Raw genomic sequence first — 18,122 nt, forward strand, 5'->3', positions numbered from 1 at the left:
GGGCAAAAATGCTAGGAGCCAGACCGTTACTCGGGAACTTTGCGAACATATCATGGATGCCAGGGCTTTGAAGATCGAGGCGGCGCGTGCCGCCCTTGGTTATGTCGAGAGCGGGATGCGACTTGGCATCGGCACCGGTTCCACGGCTGAGGAGTTCGTTCGGCTGCTGGCGGAAAAGGTCGCCGGCGGCATGAAGGTGGTCGGCGTGCCGACCTCCGAACGCACGGCAGCATTGTGCCGCGAATTGTCGGTGCCGTTGTCGACGCTCGACGATACGCCGGAACTCGATCTGACGATCGACGGCGCGGACGAGATCGATCCGGCGCTGTCCCTTGTCAAGGGCGGCGGCGGTGCGCTGCTGCGCGAAAAGATCGTGGCGTCAGCTTCCGCGCGCATGGTCGTCATCGCCGATCAGTCGAAGCTCGTCGACACACTCGGGCGCTTTCCGCTGCCCATTGAGGTCAACCGGTTCGGCCTCAAGACCACCGAAATCGCCATCGCCAAGGCCGCTGCAAAGCTCGGCCTCAACGGTCCGCTCACCCTGCGGATGGCGGGCGAAGCGCCCTTCGTGACGGACGGTGGACATTTCATCATCGATGCATCTTTTGGCCGTATTCCGGATACAAGAGCGCTCTCGGATGTGCTGCACGCCATACCCGGCGTCGTGGAACATGGTCTCTTTCTGGGTTTGGCTACCGTTGCCGTCATTGCCGGTGCCGACGGTGTCAGAACCGTCCACCCGGCCCGCTAAACAGGAGTTCTACTCATCATGATTTTGACAAACCGGCTTCGCCGCTTCTCCGTCATGGTGGCGGCTTCGGCATTCATGGCCGCGGCATTTTCGGCGCAGGCCCAGGAGATCGCTGCTTCCCACCTCAAGGCTGCGCATGCCGCTATCTCTGCGATCCATGCGACGGATTCTTTCGATTCGATCCTGCCGCAGGCTGCTGCGGCGCTGAAGCAGCAGCTGATCCAGCAGAATCCCGACATGCAGGAGCTGATCACCCAGACCGTCGACGAGAAGACGCTTGAGCTCGCCTCGCGCCGCGCCGATCTGGAGAAGGAATCCGCGCTCGCCTATGCCCGTGCGTTCACCGAGCAGGAGCTCACCGACATTGCGGCCTTCTACAATTCGGAAGCCGGCAAGAAGTTGATCGAGAGCGGCCCGATCGCGACCCGCGAATTGGTCAAGGCCGCCGATATCTGGCAGAACGGTATCGCCCGCGATCTCGCCCAGCAGGTAGGCGAGAAGCTCAAGGCAGTGGCCGGGACTAAGGCTCCGACCGCGGCCGAGGGCGCGGCACCGGCGCAAGCGCCGAAGAACTGAGCGGGCGCGACCATACGTCACTTGAGACAAGCCCGGCATCCGCCGGGCTTTTCTTTTGGGACGCCTGCCACTACCTGTGGGCCACCACCCAGCCGCCAGCGGCCAAGTAGCGGGCGCGATGCCGTCCCGCCGGCCGGTCCAATGCAGGAACGACACAATGCCTCAGTACGACTACGATCTCTTTGTCATCGGTGGCGGCTCCGGCGGGGTGAGGGCGGCGCGCGTCGCGGCGGCGATGGGCAAGCGCGTGGTGCTGGCCGAGGAGTTCCGGTTCGGCGGCACATGCGTCATCCGCGGCTGCGTGCCGAAGAAGCTCTATGTCTACGCCTCGCAGTTCCCGGAGCATTTCGAGGATGCGGCCGGCTATGGCTGGACGGTCGGCGAGAGCAGCTTCGACTGGAAGACGCTCGTCGCCAACAAGGAGCGTGAAATCTCGCGGCTCGAGGCCATCTACAAGCGCAACGTCGACAATTCGGGCGGCGAAACCATCCATTCGCGCGCGACCCTCGTCGATCGCCATACCATCCGCATCGAGGCGGACGGGCGGACCGTGACGGCCGACCAGATTCTCATCGCGACGGGCGGCCGGCCGAGCACGCATCCGGCACTGCCGGGGCACGAGCATTGCATCTATTCCAACGAGGTCTTCGACCTTCCCGAACTGCCCACGGCGATCATGATCGAGGGCGGCGGCTATATCGCCGTGGAGTTCGCCAACATCTTCCACGGTCTCGGCGTCGAAACCACGCTCGTCTACCGCGGCAAGGAAATCCTCAGCCGCTTCGACATGGATCTCAGGCGCACGCTTCACGAGACGATGGAGCAGAAAGGCATCAAGATCCTGCTGCATTCCGTGTCGCAGGAGGTCAGCAAGCGCGACGACGGCCGGCTCGAGGTCAAGTTGAACACCGGTCGGTCGCTGACCGTCGACCAGGTGCTGCTCGCCATCGGCCGCACGCCGAACACCGAAAACCTCGGCCTCGAGGCGGCCGGCGTCGAGCTGGACAAGGCGGGTGCCGTCGTCGTCGACGCCTATTCGCGCACCAGCGCCGACAACATCTGGGCCGTGGGCGACGTCACCAATCGCGTGCAGCTGACGCCGGTGGCCATCCACGAGGCTATGTGCTTCATCGAGACGGCGTTCAAGGGCAATCCGACCACGCCGGATCACGACACGATCCCGACTGCGGTGTTCTCGCAGCCCGAGATCGGCACGGTCGGCCTGTCGGAGGACGAGGCGGCCAAGCGCCACAAGAACCTCGAAATCTACCGGGCCAGCTTCCGTCCGATGCGGCATACGCTGTCGGGGCGCCAGGAAAAGATGCTGATGAAACTCGTGGTCGACGCCGACACGCGGATCGTCGTCGGCGCCCATATCCTCGGCCCGGACGCCGGCGAGATGGCGCAGCTGCTCGGCATTGCGCTCAAGGCGCGGCTCACCAAGGAGGATTTCGACCGCACCATGGCGGTCCATCCGACCGCGGCCGAAGAACTGGTGACGATGTACAAGCCGAGCTACCTCGTGAAAGACGGCATTCGTCTGGACGCTTAGCCGCGCGATCGTACGACTGCGGACGGCAAGCGCCGTCCGTCGGCGGCTTCGTCGGGCGATTTCGGTGTCCCGGCTGTCGTTGCGGCAACCGTTGGGGCAGGGAAGCCGGCGAACTTCGATTCGCTGGCGATCCGGGGTAGAATGCACGCCCTTCTTCGTGTAAGGAGCCCCGTTCCCGTAATAGGCGGGTCATAGCGCGGGTGAGGTGCCCGCTGGCGAAACTTTTGGGTGCGAACATGACGAAATGGTCACCGAATTCCTGGAGAAGCATGCCGATCCAGCAGGTGCCGGCTTTTCCGGACGCTGCGGCTCTCGCAGAAACGGAAGCCCGTCTCGCCACCTTTCCACCCTTGGTTTTTGCAGGTGAGGCGCGAAAGCTGAAGAAGCAGCTGGCGGCGGTCGCCAATGGCGAGGCCTTCCTGCTCCAGGGCGGCGACTGCGCCGAAAGCTTCGTCGAGCATGGCGCCGACAACATCCGCGACTTCTTCCGCGTCTTCCTGCAGATGTCGGTCGTGCTGACTTTCGCCGGCGCACAGCCAGTGGTGAAGGTCGGCCGCATCGCCGGCCAGTTCGCCAAGCCGCGATCGGCCGACAACGAGACCAAGGGCGACGTGACACTGCCGAGCTACCGCGGCGACATCATCAACGGCCCGGCCTTCGACGAGAAGTCGCGCGTGCCGGATCCGGCCCGCCAGGAGATGGCCTACCGCCAGTCAGCGGCGACGCTGAACCTTCTGCGCGCCTTCGCTCAGGGTGGCTATGCCAGCCTGGAGAACGTGCACAAGTGGATGCTCGGTTTCGTCTCCAACAGCCCGCAGGGCGAGCGCTACGAGGCGCTGGCCAATCGCATCACCGAGACGATGGACTTCATGAAGGCCGTCGGCATCACCTCGGAGACCAACTACGCGCTGCGCGAGACCGACTTCTACACCAGCCACGAAGCCCTGCTGCTCGGCTACGAGCAGGCGCTGACCCGCATCGACTCGACCTCGGGCGACTGGTACGCGACCTCGGGCCACATGATCTGGATCGGCGACCGTACGCGCCAGGTCGATCATGCGCACGTCGAGTACTGCCGTGGCGTGAAGAACCCGCTGGGCCTCAAGTGCGGCCCGTCGCTGACGCCGGACGGCTTGCTTAAGCTGATCGACCTCCTCAACCCGGAGAACGAGGCGGGCCGCCTGACCCTGATTGCGCGCTTCGGCCACGACAAGGTCGGCGAGCATCTGCCGAAGCTGATCCGCGCCGTCGAGAAGGAAGGCCGCAAGGTCGTCTGGTCGTGCGATCCGATGCACGGCAACACGATCACGGCTGCCGGCTACAAGACGCGTCCATTCGACCGTATCCTCAGCGAAGTGCAGAGCTTCTTCGACATCCACCGCTCCGAGGGCTCGCACCCGGGCGGCATCCATGTCGAGATGACCGGCAAGAACGTCACCGAATGCACCGGCGGCGCCCGCGCCATCACGGCTGAGGAGCTGCAGGACCGCTATCACACGCATTGCGATCCGCGCCTCAACGCCGACCAGGCCATCGAGCTGGCATTCCTTGTTTCGGAGCTGCTGCGCAAGGGCACCGCGACCGAGCAGAAGCAGGCCGTCAACGCCTGATCCGCAGGTCGGATGTTCATTCGAAGGCGCCGGTTTCGACCGGCGCCTTTTTCATTGCCGGACCCAGCGCATGTCTCGGAGGCGGGGATCGCCCGCGAAGCTTTCACGGTCGAAGCCGATGCGGAGCTCGGGGAATTCGCAGATGGCCTGAACGCCCGACGGGCCGAGGCGGATGCGCCAGGTCTGGCGGTCGACGGGGGCCGGCTTGGCGAAGACGGTGCAGGTCAGCAGCGCCAGATTGGCCCCGCCGGCCGGATCGCGCACGGAACGGTAGCGGATAGCCTCGATGCCTCCGCCGCGCGCGTCGTCGGTCAGCTGCTGGCAGGCGGCATAGTCGGTCGGATGCGTCCAGCTTTCGACATCGCTCGACAATGGCGGCATGGTCAGGTCGATCGCGCGGGCCGCTTTGAAGGACGCCGCGAATGCCGTGTACTCGGCTGCGTCGCCGGGCCATGGCGTATGGGGCGATTCCGAAAAGAACAGCAGCCGATAGAAGGCCATCTCGGCTACCGCCGTCTGCACCCGCTGGGCCGCATAGTAGACGCCGGGCGACCTTCCGGCGCGCCGGAAACGAGAGCCGGTCGGATAGTTGGAGCCGTAGCGAAAGGGCGTCGCCAGGAGATAGTGCAGATGGCTGCACTCCACCGGAATATGCGGCTTGGTGGTCTCGATCAGCTGCTCCAGCAGCGCCTGCTCGTCGAGGCTGTCGACGAGCTTCAGCGTCGAGACGCGATGCTGGGCCTCCACCAGCCGCCAGCAGCGCCCTTCGAGCGGGCGGGCCTCAGACGAGAGCTCGGCGGGCGTCCAAATAGGCGATGACATCGATGAGCCCGGCTATGGTGATGATCCTGTCCACGGGGGCCGCGCCGAGCGCGGTGTTGTCGTTTCGCAGCCAGGCTCGGGCGACTGGCGCTTCGCCGCCCACTATGGCGTCAAGGGCACGGAACATGCGGACGAATAGGACGGCGAGTTCGAACGGCTTGCCGCCGGCCTCGAGCACGAATTCCTGCTTGCGCATCCGCGAAACGGTCGCTTCCGAAACGCCGATGACAGCGGAAAGCACCTTGGCGGTGATACCGAGCAGATCGGCGGCGCGCAGCGTTGCCTTGGTAATGACGGCGCCCGGCTCCGCCGCCGTGGCCGGATGAGAGCGACTCTGCATAGCGGCTCCTTTCTCTGGCAAATATATGTCAGAGAAATTTACATGGAAAGACCCTTGACCGCAGTTTGCGCGATACGCGATCAGTCCTTCTTGTAGAGCAGCCAGTTCTTGCCTTGTCGCTCGGCGATGGTCGAGTAGCGCGTGACGCGGTTGCGGCCGATCAGCTTGGAGCGGTAGAGCGCCCGGTCCGCCTTGGCGTAGAGGTCGTCGGCGCTGTCGGCGTCGGCCGCCATGCAGACGCCCATCGAGATGGTGACCTGGCCGCAGCCGGGCTGGACGTCCTTCAGCGAGGTTTGCGCCACCAGCATCCTGATGCGGTCGGCGATCTCGAAGGTTGCTTCTTCCGTCGTGCCCTCGACGATGAGGGCGAACTCTTCGCCGCCGGTGCGGGCAACGAAGATGTCCTGATGCACGCTGCTCTGGAAGATGTCGGCAATGATGCGCAGGATCTGGTCGCCGGCCGGATGGCCGTGGCGATCGTTGATCTCCTTGAAGCGGTCGATGTCGGCAAGGATCAGCGCGCTGAACAGCACACCGCGGTTGTCGTTGTAGATTTTCGAGATCCGCCTGTCGAAGGCGCGGCGGTTCCACACATGGGTGAGGGGATCGGTGTCGGCGAGCTTCTTGTATTCCTCGAGCTTCGACTTGACGGTCTCGAGTTCGGCGGACTTGTCGCCGAGCGTACTCGCCACCTGCTTGCCGTGATCGATGGTCGAAGCGGTCGCGACCGACATGACGCCGACGATCTTCTGCAGCAGCTCCTGCGACATTGCGGTGCGGCTGTTCAAGCCGCTCGACGTCTCGTCGAGGACCTTGCCGTAGCGCTCGATGTAGTTGCGCTCGCTGCGCAGCAGGGTCGCGACACCCTCCAGTTCGCGGGCGATGATTTCGCGCGCCTGTTCGACGATGCCCTGTTCGTGGTTCTGCGCAAAGAACTTGCGGCCGATTTCGTCCAGCTGTTCCTGGGTCGGGCGATTGCCGAGCGCGATGACCTCCAGGCTGAGCGCCGGATTGGAGCCCGTCAATGCCTCGTAGAAGATCTCGTAGTTCCTCGGCAGGCCGATGACGCCCATCTGGACCATCGTCGCCACTACGGTGCTCGCAATCTCATTGCCCCGATCTGTCGGGGCTTGTGCGGTTTGCATCTATGTCCCGTTTCGATTGGCCAGCCGTCAGCCGGCACGCCAGCATCGTACTGGCGGGCGACCGTTCGGGGGCGCGAGCGGTAAAGTGTGAATGCTTGCAACGCTGCAGGTCCCCTCTGCATCCGTCGCCTGTTTCCCGACTTAATTTAGGCAGGCTAAAGTTTCCTTAATTTCCGCAGTCGTGCATCCGATTTTTCTACCAGAGGGTGTATTCTCCGACGCAACGGAAGCCTGTCGGGGATGTAGCAGTGTATCGGACGTCGCATTCGAGCATTCATCTTGCGGGGTCGCAGTCTATCTTGCAGCCTGGCGAGCAACGGAGGAGACCGATGAGCCAATCGCACCAGGGGGCCTGTCTCTGCGGCGCCATACGCTTCAAGGCGCATGGCGAACTGCGAGGCGTCATCTATTGCCACTGCACGCAGTGCCGCAAGCAGAGCGGGCATTACTATGCCGCCACCAATGTCGCCGACGACAGGATCGAGATCGAGGGCGCCGAGCACCTCACCTGGTATGCCGCATCTGATCTCGCCCGCCGTGGCTTCTGCAGCCGGTGCGGCTCGGTAATGTTCTGGAAGCCGAACGACAAGCCCTATGTCTCCATCATGGCCGGAGCCTTCGAGGACTCTTCGTCGCTGACGGGCATGTGCCACATCTTCGTGGCCGAGAAGGGCGCCTACTACGACATCGACGACGATCTGCAGCAGTTCGAGGGATCTTCTGCCTCGACAGATTTGCTCGCAAGTTGAACGAATATCCGAGCCTCGTTCATTTATGTTGAACGCTTCGTCGCAAAGCGATGCACTGCCGCGGCAAGTGGCGCAGGCGTATATTCCAGGGCAAGGAGAAAGAACATGACTTCGCTGCCCACACTCTTCGTTTCCCATGGCGGTCCCGACATCGTGATCGCCGACACGCCGGCGCGACACTATCTCGAAACCGTGTCGGAACTGATGCCCAGGCCGAAGGCGATCGTCATCGTCTCGGCTCACTTCGAGACCGACGGCGTCGCGGTCGTCACCGACCCTAAGCCCGGCATGATCTACGATTTCGGTGGCTTCGCACCCGAGCTCTACAAGATGGTCTACCCGGCCAAGGGCGAGCCGGCCCTGGCGGACAGGGTTTTCGCCATGCTCGAGGCAGCCGGGCTCAATCCGCACACCTATGAAAAGCGCGGCTACGATCACGGAACCTGGACGCCGCTCAAGCTGGCGTTTCCGGACGCCGGCATCCCGATCGTGCAGGTGTCGATCGACCCCGGCCGCGATGCAGCCTGGCACTACGCCATCGGCAAGGCGCTGGCGCCGTTGCGCGACGAAGGCATCCTTTTGATCGGCTCGGGCCATATCACGCACAATCTGCGGGCCTACTTCACGACCGTGAGGCGCGGCGCCGAACTGGATCCCGTGCTCGCAGGCAAGGTGCGCGCCTTCACGGAGTGGTTCGAGGAAAAGCTCGCCGCCGGCGACGCCGACGCGCTGCTGCACTGGAAGGAGAGGGCGCCTTACCCGTCGGAGAACCACCCGACCGACGAGCATCTGATGCCGATCTTCTTCGCCTATGGCGCTGCCGGCGAGGGCGCGAGGGGCCGGCGCGTCCACAATTCAGTCGACTACGGGTTCTTCGCCAACGATTCCTATCTGTTCGATTGACCGCCGAGCCGCTACATGATGCCCCTCGATCGAACTCAAGGGGATTTTCATGGAGCGGCTGGTCAAGGCTTTCCAGAACTCGGTGCGCGCCTTCTCCAGGCTGATCCGCACCGAGGCGGCATTCCAGCAGGAAGTCATGCTGCTGGTCGCGGCACTCCCCATCGGCTGGTTCGTCGCCGAAAGCTGGAGCGGCTACGCTTTGCTCATCGGCGCCATCCTATTCCTGATCACCGTGGAAGTGCTCAACACCGGCATCGAGGCCGCCTGCGACGCGGTCAGCCGCGAATTCAACATCGACATCCAGCTTGCCAAGGATTGCGGCTCGCTCGCCGTGCTGATCTCGATCGTCATTGTTCTCGGCGTCTGGGGCTTCGCGATTGCCGAGCGCTTCTTCGGTCTCCCGATCTGAAGGAAGCGTACCTATATGTCGGTTACCAAAGGAGACCGACATGGCTGACAAGGCCCACCCTTATTACCTTGAAACCCGCAGTGGGTTGCCGGCCGACCTGCGCTGGCTCGTCGAAAAGTACCCGCGCGAGGACTGGCTTGGCCACGACAACGTCCACGGCATGGCGTCGATGTGGCTCAAGCGGCACGACATGTTCCGCGAACTCGGCGGCATGCTGACCGAAGGCATCGGCGACTACCGCGAGGCGCGGCTGGATGCGCAGGGCTTCGCCCGCTGGTTCGCGCCTCGCCTCAACTTCTTCCTCGGCAACCTCGACGGCCACCATAATGTCGAGGACCAGCATTATTTCCCGGTCTTTGCCGATGCGGAGAAGCGTCTCAAGCGCGGGTTCGAAATCCTCGATGCCGACCATCACCTCATCCACGAGGCCCTGCAGCGCAATGCGGAGGCTGCAAACGCCTTCATCGGCGCACTCGCCGAGGATGCCGACAGGCAGCGCTTCGCGGCAGATACCTATGCCGACGAGAATGCGCGGCTGATCGCCATGCTGAGCAGGCACCTCGCCGACGAGGAGGATCTGATCATCCCGCTGATCCTCGATCGCGGCGAGCGGGACCTGGGTATCGGCTGACAGTTACTCTCGCGGCTCTTTCTTGGCGACGTGGCGGGCAAGCAGCCATGCGCCGGTCGCGACCACCAGGCCGATCCCGAGCCCGATGAACAGGCGCTGGTGCGCCTTAAGCGCCTCGCCCAGTATCTGCTCAGCGCCGACGCCGAAGATGTAGCCGAGGCTTACGAAAATGCCGGCCCAGACGAGCGCCGACAGCGCATTGAGCCCCAGGAAGAGAGCCACGGGTATGTTCGACAGGCCCGCCGCGATGCCGCCCGCAAGCCGCATGCCGTAGATGTAGCGGTTGCCGAGCACGAAAAGTTTCGGGTGCGCCTGCACCATCTTGTAGGCGTGGCTGAAGCCAGGTCTCCGACGCATCAGCCGCACCCATTTGTTACCGGAAAAGCGTCGTCCAAGAACGAAGAACAGCGTGTCGCCAGAGAAGGCGCCCAGGAAAGCCGCCGCAAACGCCTGCCATGCCGCGAAAACCTGCTGGTGGGCGAAGAAGCCGCCGAGAATGGCCACGCTCTCGCCTTCGGCCATGCAGCCGATGAACACGGCCAGCAGGCCGTAGCGTTCGACGAGATAGTGGATCGTGTCGGTCATCTGGCGGAGGCGCGGCCGGTGGCGCCTGTATCGGTAACCTGTGTCATCCGCTCGGCAAGCGCATTGATGTCCTTGCAGTTCGCGATGCTGTCGTTGACGTTCCGGGCGACGGGCTTCCGGTCGATTGCACTCTGCAGCACCTTGTGCTCGAGTTCGCTCAGGGCGTCGGCCTTGCGGGTCATCCAGCGGCCGCCCAGTTCTGCGACGGTCTTGTTCATGTCCTGCTCCGAAATGGGCCGCTGTCTTGGCAGCGCAAGTTCCTTATACGAAGATAGTGCAAGGCTTTGCCACGGCGGCGGCAACAGGAGGGCATATGCCGGATTTTGGTAAGATCAGGGCGAGGGCGGCAGAGCGCAAGGGCGGCGAAGCCGTGCTTCGGTCGCTGCTTGGGCCGGTGCCCGACAATGCAGCGCTTGCCAAGGTCCCGGACGACCGCATCCTCTCCACCATGGCGGAACGCGTCTTCGCCGCCGGATTCGTCTGGCGCGTCATCGAGCAGAAGTGGCCGGGTTTCGAAGAGGCGTTCCTTCATTTCGAGCCGAAGCGGCTTTTGTTCCAACCCGACGACTTCTGGCACGAGCTCGCCTCGGACAAGCGCATCGTGCGCAACCCGCAGAAGATCAGGTCGGTGCGTGACAACGCCGCCTTCGTGGAGCGCGTGTCGAAGGAGCATGGCAGCTTCGGCAAATTCCTGGCGGAATGGCCGGCGGACGATCAGGTCGGGCTGACCGCGTATCTCGGCAAGCATGGCAGCCGGCTCGGCGGCAACACCGGGCAATATCTGCTGCGCTGGCTCGGCTGGGACACCTTCATTCTGTCGCAGGACATGATCCTCGCCTTGCGCGATGCCGGCCTCGACATCGGCGAGGCCGCAACTTCGAAGAAGGACCTTGCAAGGATCCAGATGCAGATCAACGAGTGGGCGGACGCGACCAAGCTGCCGCGGGCGCACATTTCGCGCATCCTGTCGATGTCGATCGGCGTCAACCGCCCGGCCGAGGAACTGCTCAGCTACATGGGCGAGTGATGGCCCAATCGAACTGCATTGCCCGACTTCACAACGCAGGCTAAATCGCTGACATGACGAAAAGATCTCCCGACATCCTGCGCATCGCAGTCGCCCAGCTCAACCCCACTGTGGGTGACGTCAAGGGCAACCTCGCCAAGGCGCGCGAGGCACGCGCCGACGCCGCACGCCAGGGCGCAGACCTCGTGCTGTTCACCGAGTTGTTCATCGCCGGCTATCCGCCTGAGGACCTGGTGCTGAAGCCGGCTTTCGTCGCGGCCTGCGAGCGCGCGGTCGAGGAGTTCGCCGCCGAGACCGGCGATGGCGGGCCTGGCGTCATCATCGGCGTGCCGCTTAAGCGCAAGAGCGGCCTGCACAATTCGATCATCGTCGCCGACGGCGGCAAGGTCATCGCCGAACGCTTCAAGGTGGACCTGCCCAACTATGGCGAGTTCGACGAGAAGCGTGTCTTCCAGGCCGGCCCCGACATGCCCGGGCCGATCAATTTCCGTGGCGTACGGCTCGGCATCCCGATCTGCGAGGACATCTGGGGCGACCTCGGCGTCTGCGAGACGCTGGCCGAGAGCGGCGCCGAAATCCTGCTGGTGCCCAACGGCTCGCCCTACTACCGCGCCAAGATGGACGTGCGCCACCAGGTGGCGATCCGCCAGGTGATCGAGAGCGGCCTGCCGCTGCTCTACGCCAACCAACTCGGCGGCCAGGACGAACTCGTCTTCGACGGCGCCTCCTTTGCCATCAACGCCGACCACTCGCTGGCCTTCCAGATGAGCCAGTTCGAGGAAACGGTGGCGATTACGACGTGGAAGCGCGGCGAAGAGGGCTGGGCCTGTGTCGAAGGCCCGATGTCCAAGATCCCCGAGCGGGAGGAGGCCGACTACCGCGCCTGCCTGCTCGGCCTGCGTGACTACGTCAACAAGAACGGCTTCAAGAATGTCGTGCTCGGCCTTTCCGGCGGCATCGATTCGGCGATCTGCGCCGCGCTCGCCGTCGACGCGCTGGGCGAGGAACGCCTCAGGGCGATCATGATGCCCTATCGCTACACCTCCGCCGACTCGCTGAAGGACGCCGAGGATTGCGCCCGCGCGCTCGGCTGCCGCTACGACATCGTGCCGATCCACGAGCCGGTCGACGGCTTCTCGCATGCCCTGACGCAACTGTTCGAGGGCACCAAGGAGGGCATCACCGAGGAGAACCTGCAGAGCCGCGCCCGCGGCACGATCCTGATGGCGGTGTCCAACAAGTTCGGCTCGATGGTGGTGACCACCGGCAACAAGAGCGAGATGTCGGTCGGCTATGCCACGCTCTACGGCGACATGAACGGCGGCTTCAACCCGATCAAGGACCTCTACAAGATGCAGGTCTATGCCTTGTCGCGCTGGCGCAACACGCATGTGCCGCCGGGCGCGCTCGGCCCCTCCGGCATCGTCATTCCGCAGAACATCATCGACAAGGCGCCTTCGGCGGAGCTTCGGCCCAACCAGACCGACCAGGATTCGCTGCCGCCCTATCCGGTGCTCGACGACATCCTCGAATGCCTGGTCGAGAACGAGTTGGGCGTCGACGAGATCGTCGCGCGCGGCCATGACCGGGAGATCGTGCACAAGGTCGAGCACCTGCTCTACATCGCCGAGTACAAGCGGCGGCAGGCAGCGCCGGGCGTGAAGATCACCAAGAAGAATTTTGGCCGCGATCGCCGATACCCGATCACGAACAGATTCAGGGATCGGGATTAAATCCCTGAATCGAAATGAAATCTGTCGATCGGAGAAGCCAATGGCCGAGGTCGAGATCAGCTTCGACGTGTCTCGGATCGACTTCGACAAGACGTCCGAGGTCATCAAGGCGAGCTATTGGGGCGACGACCGCAGCGACGACATCCATCGCCGCGCCTTCGCCAATTCCCTATGCGTCGGCGCCTATCTCGACGGCGACCAGGTGGGCTTTGCCCGCGTACACCGACTACGCCTGTTTCGCCTATGTCGCCGACGTCATCGTCTGGCCGGAGCGACGCGGCCACGGCATCGGCAAGAAGCTGATCCAGGCGCTGCTCGACCATCCCGAGCTTGCCAGCGTGACCGGTTTGTCGCTGCGAACGGCCGACGCACACAGCCTCTATGAGAAGTTCGGCTTCGTGACGGCCACGGACGGCCTGTACATGCGGCTTTCCCGTAAGCGCTTGCCGGCGGGATAGCATGTCTTACCCGATCTTCGTGCGCGACAACGCGCGCTGGCTCGCAGGCGGACTTCTGCTGACGGGCTTCTCAACCTTCGGCCAGACGTCCTTCATCTCGCTGTCGGCGGGCCACATCCGTGCCGAATATGGGCTGTCGCACGGCTCCTTCGGCACGCTCTACATGGCCGCTACGCTGGCGAGCGCGTTCACGCTGCCGCAACTGGGCCAGCTCGTCGATCGCCACAGTGCGCGCAAGGTCAGCCTCTTCGTCGTGCCGATGCTTGTCGTTGCCGCGATGGGGATGGCGTTTTCGCACCATCTCGCGCTGCTTTTCGTCAGCATCTACCTGCTTAGGCTATTCGGGCAGGGCATGATGGTTCACGCTGCCTATACGGCCGCCGCGCGCTGGTTCTCGGCGCAGCGGGGGCGGGCGCTGTCCACGATCATTCTCGGGCACAACGCCGGCGATGCGGTGCTGCCGGTCGCCTTCGTCGCGGTCGCCGGTGCGCTCGGCTGGCGCCAGGCCTGGCTGATCGCGGCCTTCGCGCTGCTGTTCGTGGCGCTGCCCGCCATCGCCGCGCTCGTTGCCGTCGACAGGCATCCGCGCGCCTCCGATCCGTCGCCGCGCATCGTCGATGCCCGCGACTGGACCCGCGCCGAGGTGCTCCGTGATCCTGTCTTCCACCTGCTCATACTCGGGGTGATGGCGCCCGCCTTCATCGTCACGTCGGTGTTCTTCCACCAGGTCCATCTGGTGGAAACGCGTGGCTGGTCGCTCGGCGTGTTCGCATCCTCCTTCGCCGTGGCGGCGGTGATCAACAGCGCCTTCACGCTCGCGGTCGGGCAATTGATCGACAGGTATTCCGGCGTGGCGCTGCTGCCGGTCGTGCTGGTGCCGCTCGGCTTTGCCTGCCTGCTTCTCGGCAGCGTCGAAGCGCAGTGGAGCGCCTTCGGCTTCATGGCGCTGCTGGGCGTGTCCAACGGCCTGTCCACGACGCTGTTCGGCGCCGTCTGGCCCGAGGTCTACGGGCTGAAGCACCTCGGTTCGATCCGGGCGCTGATCGTATCGGCCGGTGTCTTCGCTTCGGCGATCGGGCCGGGCCTCACCGGCTATCTGATCGACGGTGGCATCGGTTTTCCAAGCCAGATTCTCGCCATGGGCGCCTACTGCTTTGCCGTGTCGCTGCTGCTCCAAGGGGCTTCCAGGCGAGTACGCGCCCGAAACCAGCCGACGCCGCAACCGGCCACCACCTGAGGCGGGCTACTTGGCCGGAAGTCCCTCGACGATTTCGCGCCTGTCGTAGACGTGGTCGACGATGCCCCAGTCGCGTGCTTCCTCCGCGGTGAAGAAGAAGTCGCGGTCGAGCACGCGCGCCACTTCCTCCTCGCTGCGGCCGCAATGCTCGGCATAGAGGCGTGTCATCCGGCGCTTCAGCTTGAGGATGTCCTCGGCGTGTCGTTCGATGTCGGAGGCCTGGCCGCGGAAACCGCCCGAGGGCTGGTGCAGGATCACGCTCGAATTGGGCAGGGCGATGCGCCGGCCCGGCTCGCCAGCTGCCAGAAGGAAAGAGCCCATCGAGCCGGCCGTGCCCATGCACAGCGTCGACACCGGGCAGCGGATGAAGCGCATGGTGTCGTAGATGGCGAAGCCGCTGGTGACCACGCCGCCGGGCGAGTTGATGTAGAACGAGATCTCCCGGTTCGGGTTTTCCGATTCAAGAAACAGCAACTGCGCGCAGATCAGCGAAGCGGACTGGTCGTTGACCTCGCCGTTGAGGAAGACGATCCGTTCGCGCAGTAGACGTGAAAAGATGTCGAACGAACGTTCGCCGCGGGGCGATTGCTCAACGACGATAGGGACGAGCTGCATCGTGTCGCGCATGCGCGAGTTCCTTTCCATAGTTGCGATTTGCTTGAGTTAGGCGGCGCGCGCCATGACCGGCGGGCTGTTCGAATTGGCCGCGGCAACCGCTGTCCTTCGGCCGATTTCGCCGCTGTGGGTCAGGCGGAACCATGTCCCGCCGCCCGGCTGCGCTTCGAGATCGAAGGTCACGAAGGTTTCAGGCGCGTTCGCCGCGGCGTCGTTCCAGGCGTAGCGGACGCGCGAGAAGGGCAGGGCCTCGACGATGCGGTATGTCGGGCCGTTCGCGGCCGCATCGCCAGCCGCAGGCACGTCGAGCCAGGCCGACACCAGTTCCGGCACGGTCAGCGCGCGCCAGACCTTTTCGGGTTCCGCCTCGAGTTCGCATTCGACCACGATCGCGTCGCTCTTCTCGTCGGCTTCGAGACTATCCGTCATTGGTCCATCTCCTTGAGCAGGGCCTTCAGCCTTTCGACGCGATCCGGCCAGAAGGCGCGGTAGCGGGTGAGCCAGTCGAACAGCGGTTTCAGCCCGTCCGGGTTGACGCTGTAGTTCACGTGTCGGCCCGCCCGTTCTTCGCTGATCAGCCCGGCGCCGCGCAGCACCGCGATGTGCTGCGAGACGGCCGGCTGGGAGATTTCGAGCCCTTCGCGCAGCTCGGTCGCGTTCTTCTCGCCGGCCAGCAGCCGGTCGAGGACGGCGCGGCGCGTCGGGTCCGAGAGGGCACGGAAGACATCGGATTCGTTCATGCGATTGAGATAAGCATACACTTATCTGATGTGCAAGCCGGCTGCCGGGAAAGCCGCGTTTCTGGCACAACCTGCTTCGGTCCAGCGCGGGGGTTGGCGGAGAAGAAATGCTCGGTTATAAGCAAATCTTTCGCGGCCACTAACAGGGAGGTCTTGATGCCAGCATATGACATGTCCTCCCGAGGTATGATCCTGGGTCATTGACCCGGCATACCGCCTCCGGCGTCTCCCTTTCCTGACGCTGCCGTATCGCGACTTCCTGGTTCCGCAAGAATTATTCGTCGCGCCTTTGGACATTCTTTCTTCGAGGATGGCGTCGGTTCCGACGCCTCAATGACATCATGACTCGTTTTTGTATCGACCTGCGCGGCGGGGCGTTCCGCAGCGTTCTCGGATTCACCTTCCGGCACTGGCAACGCCAGCCGGTGCGGCTCGCCATCATTTCGGCCGCTGTGCTGGTCTCGACCATGGCCGACGTGCTGACCCCGCTCTATTCGGGACGTCTGATTGATGCCGTCGCCAGCGGCGCGGCCAGCGATGCGGTCGCCTGGAACGCCGCGATGGCTGCGTTCTTCACGCTTCTGGCGCTGGCCGGCGGCTCGCTGGTGTTCCGCCACGTCGCCTTCGGCTGCATCATAGAGCTCACATTGAAGATGATGTCGGACATCGCGTCCGATGCGTTCCACCGCGTTCAGCGCTTTTCCACCGACTGGCATGCCAACAGCTTCGCCGGTTCGACGGTGCGCAAGGTCACGCGCGGCATGTGGGCGCTCGACCTGCTCAACGACACGCTGCTGGTGGCATTGCTGCCGTCGGTGGTCATGCTGGTCGGCTCGACCGTCCTGCTCGGATGGCACTGGCCGATGATGGGGTTCATCATCGCCGTCGGCTCGCTGCTGTTCATCGGCCAGACGGTGATGATGTCGCTCGGCTTCGTCGCGCCGGCTGCAAGCCTCGCCAACAGCTGGGACACGCGGCTCGGCGGCTCGCTGGCGGATGCCGTCAGCTGCAACTCGGTGGTCAAGGCATTCGGCGCCGAAGAGCGCGAGGAGGCACGGCTCGCCAGAGTGGTCGGCAAGTGGCGGCACCGGACGGCCCGCACCTGGATGCGTGGCACGTTCAACGGAACGGCACAGAACTTCACCCTGGCGGTGCTTCGCGCCGCGATCATCGGCTTTGCGCTCTATCTCTGGTCGAGCGGACAGGCGAGCGCCGGGGATCTCGCCTTCGTGCTGACCTCGTTCTTCCTGCTGCAGGGCTACTTGCGCGATGTCGGCATGCACATCCGCAACCTTCAGCGTTCGGTCAACGACATGGAGGAATTGGTCGACATCCAGGGCCAGCCGCTCGGCGTCGCCGACCTGCCGAAGGCCAAGCCGATCCACATCCGCGACGGCGGCATCGAGTTCAACCATGTGACCTTCCACTACGGGACGCATGCGCAGCCGCTGTACCGCGACTTCTCGGTCAAGATCCGGCCGGGCGAGCGCGTCGGTTTGGTGGGGCACTCGGGCTCGGGCAAGACGACCTTCGTCAAGCTGATCCAGCGTCTCTACGACGTCGGTGACGGCCAGATCCTGATCGACGGCCAGGACACCGCCAAGGCGACGCAGTCATCGCTGCGGTCGCAGATCGCGATCGTGCAGCAGGAGCCGATCCTGTTCCATCGCTCGCTGGCCGAGAACATCGCCTATGGCCGGCCCGGCGCGACCCAGGCTCAAATCGAGCACGCGGCGAAGCTTGCCAGTGCGCACGACTTCATCCAGCGGCTGCCCAAGGGCTATGGCACGCTGGTGGGCGAACGCGGCGTCAAGCTGTCGGGCGGCGAACGTCAGCGCGTGGCGATCGCACGCGCTTTCCTGGCCGATGCGCCGATCCTGATCCTGGACGAGGCGACCTCGAGCCTCGATTCGGAATCGGAGGTGCTGATCCAGGAGGCGATGGAGCGGCTGATGGTGGGGCGCACGACGCTGATCATCGCCCACCGGCTGTCGACCGTCAGGGCGCTCGACCGGCTGCTCGTCTTCGACCGCGGCAAGATCGTGGAAGAAGGCCGGCACGAGGCGCTCGTCCGCCTCGACGGCGGCATCTATCGTCGCCTGTTCGAGCGCCAGGCACTGGAACTCACCAAGGGCCTTGTCTGAAACTTCGTGGGCCGCGAGCGATCGCGGCCCATTTGTTGTTTCGCCGGTTATATTTAGCCCCTTTGGTCAGCTTCCATTCGGTAAGGCCTTGCTTT

Annotated in this window: 21 protein-coding genes; 13 read left to right on the top strand and 8 right to left on the bottom strand. The window is 64.2% G+C overall.

Annotated features, from left to right (window positions below; all coding sequences use genetic code 11):
* The first annotated feature begins 52 nt into the window (after positions 1-52).
* The 4 genes from rpiA to AmiPiv_RS18850 all read left to right on the top strand — a co-directional run bounded on the left by rpiA (position 53) and on the right by AmiPiv_RS18850 (position 4,489).
* Positions 53-751, top strand: a complete 699-nt coding sequence (gene rpiA / locus AmiPiv_RS18835) for a ribose-5-phosphate isomerase RpiA (protein WP_340039026.1) — start codon at positions 53-55, stop codon at positions 749-751.
* 18 nt (positions 752-769) lie between these two features.
* Positions 770-1,327: a DUF2059 domain-containing protein gene (locus AmiPiv_RS18840; RefSeq protein WP_340039027.1), complete on the top strand. Its 558-nt coding sequence runs from the start codon at positions 770-772 to the stop codon at positions 1,325-1,327.
* 157 nt (positions 1,328-1,484) lie between these two features.
* Positions 1,485-2,879: a glutathione-disulfide reductase gene (gor, locus tag AmiPiv_RS18845; RefSeq protein WP_340039028.1), complete on the top strand. Its 1,395-nt coding sequence runs from the start codon at positions 1,485-1,487 to the stop codon at positions 2,877-2,879.
* Between the two features lie 236 nt (positions 2,880-3,115).
* Positions 3,116-4,489 carry a class II 3-deoxy-7-phosphoheptulonate synthase gene (locus AmiPiv_RS18850; RefSeq protein ID WP_340039029.1) on the top strand — a complete coding sequence of 458 codons (1,374 nt, stop codon included), beginning with the start codon at positions 3,116-3,118 and terminating at the stop codon, positions 4,487-4,489.
* Positions 4,490-4,540: 51 nt separating this feature from the next.
* Here the strand turns inward: AmiPiv_RS18850 and AmiPiv_RS18855 are convergent, their stop codons facing one another.
* From AmiPiv_RS18855 to AmiPiv_RS18865, 3 genes are all read right to left on the bottom strand, one after another.
* A complete protein-coding gene (locus AmiPiv_RS18855; RefSeq protein WP_340039030.1) occupies positions 4,541-5,311 on the bottom strand; it encodes an RES family NAD+ phosphorylase in 771 nt (256 codons plus the stop codon).
* Positions 5,271-5,651, bottom strand: coding sequence for an MbcA/ParS/Xre antitoxin family protein (locus tag AmiPiv_RS18860; protein WP_340039031.1), 381 nt, complete (start codon positions 5,649-5,651; stop codon positions 5,271-5,273). Before AmiPiv_RS18860 ends, AmiPiv_RS18855 begins: the two co-directional genes overlap by 41 nt.
* A gap of 80 nt (positions 5,652-5,731) precedes the next feature.
* A complete protein-coding gene (locus AmiPiv_RS18865; protein ID WP_340039032.1) occupies positions 5,732-6,796 on the bottom strand; it encodes a GGDEF domain-containing protein in 1,065 nt (354 codons plus the stop codon).
* Between the two features lie 329 nt (positions 6,797-7,125).
* Between AmiPiv_RS18865 and AmiPiv_RS18870 the strand changes: the two genes are divergently transcribed.
* The 4 genes from AmiPiv_RS18870 (at position 7,126) to AmiPiv_RS18885 (ending at position 9,488) form a co-directional block, all read left to right on the top strand.
* Complete coding sequence (locus tag AmiPiv_RS18870) at positions 7,126-7,545, top strand: GFA family protein (RefSeq protein ID WP_340039033.1); 420 nt, start codon at positions 7,126-7,128, stop codon at positions 7,543-7,545.
* A 105-nt stretch (positions 7,546-7,650) separates the two neighbouring features.
* Positions 7,651-8,448, top strand: coding sequence for a DODA-type extradiol aromatic ring-opening family dioxygenase (locus AmiPiv_RS18875; RefSeq protein WP_340039034.1), 798 nt, complete (start codon positions 7,651-7,653; stop codon positions 8,446-8,448).
* A 49-nt stretch (positions 8,449-8,497) separates the two neighbouring features.
* Positions 8,498-8,857: a diacylglycerol kinase gene (locus tag AmiPiv_RS18880; RefSeq protein WP_340039035.1), complete on the top strand. Its 360-nt coding sequence runs from the start codon at positions 8,498-8,500 to the stop codon at positions 8,855-8,857.
* A gap of 40 nt (positions 8,858-8,897) precedes the next feature.
* Complete coding sequence (locus AmiPiv_RS18885) at positions 8,898-9,488, top strand: hemerythrin domain-containing protein (RefSeq protein WP_340039036.1); 591 nt, start codon at positions 8,898-8,900, stop codon at positions 9,486-9,488.
* A 3-nt stretch (positions 9,489-9,491) separates the two neighbouring features.
* On the opposite strand, the gene AmiPiv_RS18890 is transcribed toward AmiPiv_RS18885, so the two are convergent.
* On the bottom strand, positions 9,492-10,073 hold the full coding sequence (locus AmiPiv_RS18890; RefSeq protein ID WP_340039037.1) for a DedA family protein: 582 nt from the start codon (positions 10,071-10,073) through the stop codon (positions 9,492-9,494).
* Positions 10,070-10,291, bottom strand: coding sequence for a hypothetical protein (locus AmiPiv_RS18895; protein WP_340039038.1), 222 nt, complete (start codon positions 10,289-10,291; stop codon positions 10,070-10,072). The genes AmiPiv_RS18890 and AmiPiv_RS18895 overlap by 4 nt, the downstream gene beginning before the upstream one ends.
* A 95-nt stretch (positions 10,292-10,386) precedes the next feature.
* Between AmiPiv_RS18895 and AmiPiv_RS18900 the strand changes: the two genes are divergently transcribed.
* From AmiPiv_RS18900 to AmiPiv_RS18915, 4 genes are all read left to right on the top strand, one after another.
* Positions 10,387-11,100, top strand: a complete 714-nt coding sequence (locus AmiPiv_RS18900) for a DNA-3-methyladenine glycosylase I (protein WP_340039039.1) — start codon at positions 10,387-10,389, stop codon at positions 11,098-11,100.
* Positions 11,101-11,153: 53 nt separating this feature from the next.
* Entirely contained in the window at positions 11,154-12,833 is a 1,680-nt protein-coding gene (locus AmiPiv_RS18905) for an NAD+ synthase (RefSeq protein ID WP_340039040.1), read from the top strand.
* Between the two features lie 209 nt (positions 12,834-13,042).
* Positions 13,043-13,291 carry a GNAT family N-acetyltransferase gene (locus AmiPiv_RS18910; protein WP_340039041.1) on the top strand — a complete coding sequence of 83 codons (249 nt, stop codon included), beginning with the start codon at positions 13,043-13,045 and terminating at the stop codon, positions 13,289-13,291.
* A gap of 1 nt (position 13,292) precedes the next feature.
* The gene (locus tag AmiPiv_RS18915) at positions 13,293-14,528 is read left to right on the top strand and encodes an MFS transporter (RefSeq protein WP_340039042.1); all 1,236 of its coding nucleotides are present in this window, start codon (positions 13,293-13,295) and stop codon (positions 14,526-14,528) included.
* A 6-nt stretch (positions 14,529-14,534) separates the two neighbouring features.
* Here the strand turns inward: AmiPiv_RS18915 and AmiPiv_RS18920 are convergent, their stop codons facing one another.
* Genes AmiPiv_RS18920 through AmiPiv_RS18930 form a run of 3 tightly spaced genes read right to left on the bottom strand, consistent with a single transcriptional unit; the run spans position 14,535 to position 15,883 of the window.
* Complete coding sequence (locus AmiPiv_RS18920; RefSeq protein ID WP_340039043.1) at positions 14,535-15,155, bottom strand: ATP-dependent Clp protease proteolytic subunit; 621 nt, start codon at positions 15,153-15,155, stop codon at positions 14,535-14,537.
* A 36-nt stretch (positions 15,156-15,191) separates the two neighbouring features.
* A complete protein-coding gene (locus AmiPiv_RS18925) occupies positions 15,192-15,572 on the bottom strand; it encodes an SRPBCC family protein (protein WP_340039044.1) in 381 nt (126 codons plus the stop codon).
* The gene (locus tag AmiPiv_RS18930) at positions 15,569-15,883 is read right to left on the bottom strand and encodes an ArsR/SmtB family transcription factor (protein WP_340039045.1); all 315 of its coding nucleotides are present in this window, start codon (positions 15,881-15,883) and stop codon (positions 15,569-15,571) included. Before AmiPiv_RS18930 ends, AmiPiv_RS18925 begins: the two co-directional genes overlap by 4 nt.
* Before the next feature lie 341 nt (positions 15,884-16,224).
* Here AmiPiv_RS18930 and AmiPiv_RS18935 point away from each other — a divergent pair, with 341 nt between their 5' ends.
* A complete protein-coding gene (locus AmiPiv_RS18935) occupies positions 16,225-18,027 on the top strand; it encodes an ABC transporter ATP-binding protein (RefSeq protein ID WP_340039046.1) in 1,803 nt (600 codons plus the stop codon).
* The last annotated feature ends 95 nt before the right edge of the window (positions 18,028-18,122 follow it).

It is taken from the genome of Aminobacter sp. Piv2-1, from assembly GCF_037625995.1.
GTDB lineage: Bacteria > Pseudomonadota > Alphaproteobacteria > Rhizobiales > Rhizobiaceae > Aminobacter.

Coding starts and splice junctions, on each gene's coding strand:
- AmiPiv_RS18840 (WP_340039027.1), top strand. CDS start 770: ATGATTTTGACAAACCGGCTTCGCCGCTTCTCCGTCATGGTGGCGGCT.
- AmiPiv_RS18930 (WP_340039045.1), bottom strand. CDS start 15,883: ATGAACGAATCCGATGTCTTCCGTGCCCTCTCGGACCCGACGCGCCGC.
- AmiPiv_RS18905 (WP_340039040.1), top strand. CDS start 11,154: ATGACGAAAAGATCTCCCGACATCCTGCGCATCGCAGTCGCCCAGCTC.
- AmiPiv_RS18870 (WP_340039033.1), top strand. CDS start 7,126: ATGAGCCAATCGCACCAGGGGGCCTGTCTCTGCGGCGCCATACGCTTC.
- AmiPiv_RS18865 (WP_340039032.1), bottom strand. CDS start 6,796: ATGCAAACCGCACAAGCCCCGACAGATCGGGGCAATGAGATTGCGAGC.
- AmiPiv_RS18860 (WP_340039031.1), bottom strand. CDS start 5,651: ATGCAGAGTCGCTCTCATCCGGCCACGGCGGCGGAGCCGGGCGCCGTC.
- AmiPiv_RS18925 (WP_340039044.1), bottom strand. CDS start 15,572: ATGACGGATAGTCTCGAAGCCGACGAGAAGAGCGACGCGATCGTGGTC.
- AmiPiv_RS18875 (WP_340039034.1), top strand. CDS start 7,651: ATGACTTCGCTGCCCACACTCTTCGTTTCCCATGGCGGTCCCGACATC.
- AmiPiv_RS18895 (WP_340039038.1), bottom strand. CDS start 10,291: ATGAACAAGACCGTCGCAGAACTGGGCGGCCGCTGGATGACCCGCAAG.
- AmiPiv_RS18890 (WP_340039037.1), bottom strand. CDS start 10,073: ATGACCGACACGATCCACTATCTCGTCGAACGCTACGGCCTGCTGGCC.
- AmiPiv_RS18850 (WP_340039029.1), top strand. CDS start 3,116: ATGACGAAATGGTCACCGAATTCCTGGAGAAGCATGCCGATCCAGCAG.
- AmiPiv_RS18935 (WP_340039046.1), top strand. CDS start 16,225: ATGACTCGTTTTTGTATCGACCTGCGCGGCGGGGCGTTCCGCAGCGTT.
- gor (WP_340039028.1), top strand. CDS start 1,485: ATGCCTCAGTACGACTACGATCTCTTTGTCATCGGTGGCGGCTCCGGC.
- AmiPiv_RS18880 (WP_340039035.1), top strand. CDS start 8,498: ATGGAGCGGCTGGTCAAGGCTTTCCAGAACTCGGTGCGCGCCTTCTCC.
- rpiA (WP_340039026.1), top strand. CDS start 53: ATGGATGCCAGGGCTTTGAAGATCGAGGCGGCGCGTGCCGCCCTTGGT.
- AmiPiv_RS18885 (WP_340039036.1), top strand. CDS start 8,898: ATGGCTGACAAGGCCCACCCTTATTACCTTGAAACCCGCAGTGGGTTG.
- AmiPiv_RS18920 (WP_340039043.1), bottom strand. CDS start 15,155: ATGCGCGACACGATGCAGCTCGTCCCTATCGTCGTTGAGCAATCGCCC.
- AmiPiv_RS18900 (WP_340039039.1), top strand. CDS start 10,387: ATGCCGGATTTTGGTAAGATCAGGGCGAGGGCGGCAGAGCGCAAGGGC.
- AmiPiv_RS18915 (WP_340039042.1), top strand. CDS start 13,293: ATGTCTTACCCGATCTTCGTGCGCGACAACGCGCGCTGGCTCGCAGGC.
- AmiPiv_RS18855 (WP_340039030.1), bottom strand. CDS start 5,311: ATGTCATCGCCTATTTGGACGCCCGCCGAGCTCTCGTCTGAGGCCCGC.